This is a genomic window from Methylobacterium sp. WL116 (assembly GCF_008039455.1).
Taxonomy (GTDB): domain Bacteria; phylum Pseudomonadota; class Alphaproteobacteria; order Rhizobiales; family Beijerinckiaceae; genus Methylobacterium.
Window position 1 is genome coordinate 1 of record NZ_VRUV01000956.1, and the last position, 876, is coordinate 876.

The window sequence follows — 876 nt, forward strand, 5'->3', positions numbered from 1 at the left end:
CCGGCCCGACGGTGCCGAGCCGCCCGACGATCAGGAGCTCGTCCGGCGAGCCGAGATAGGCACCCCAGTGGATCGTCAGCTCGGGATCGAGATGGTCGAAGCGCGGGTCGGCGTCGAGCATCACCACGACGCTGCCGACGCCCGGCGGCAGGCCATCGGCGATCGCGCGGCCCGTGGTGATGTGGACGGCCCCGCTGATCCGGTTCAGCGGGATGCGGTGGGCGGCCGCCAGCATCTGCACGCTGGAGATGCCGGGGATCACCGTATAGGCGAAGGCTCGGGCATCGCGGGCGAGGATGCGCTCGAGGATGCGCAGGGTGCTGTCGTAGAGCGCCGGATCGCCCCAGACCAGGAAGGCGCCGACCTCCCCTGCCCCGAGATTCGTCGCGATCAGGCCGCCGAGGAGGTCGGCCCGGGCGGCGTGCCAGGCCTCGACGGTGGCAGCGTAGTCCGCCGGCCGGCGCTCGCGCGGGGGATCCTGCGCCACGACCAGGCGATACGCCTTGCGGATGTGCCGGGCGCAGATCGTTCGGCGCAGGGCGACGAGGTCGTCCGTGTCGGCGCCCTTGTCGAGGACGAACACCGCGTCGACGTCGGCCAGGGCCCGCACCGCCTGGAGGGTGAGGTGCTCCGGATCGCCGGTCCCGATGCCGATGACGCGCAGGGTTCGCATGAGGCTTGACGAAGCTCGTTGACCGCGCACGACGAAGCCCGCGCCGTCGTGTCGGACGGCGCGGGCTTCATGCTGATTTGGTTGCGGGGACAGGATTTGAACCTGTGACCTTCAGGTTATGAGCCTGACGAGCTACCGGGCTGCTCCACCCCGCGCCAGGGTGCGTGCTGGTCCTCATGTGTGGACCGGCACGTTCGGCGATC

1 protein-coding gene and 1 tRNA gene are annotated in these 876 nt (G+C 70.7%); both read right to left on the minus strand.

Annotation, left to right across the window (positions count from 1 at the left end):
- The coding region (cobF, locus tag FV223_RS28735) for a precorrin-6A synthase (deacetylating) (RefSeq protein ID WP_147730010.1) at positions 1–673 on the minus strand (673 nt) is incomplete at its 3' end.
- Positions 674–751: 78 nt separating this feature from the next.
- Positions 752–828 (minus strand) — tRNA-Met (locus tag FV223_RS28740).
- Positions 829–876 lie beyond the last annotated feature (48 nt).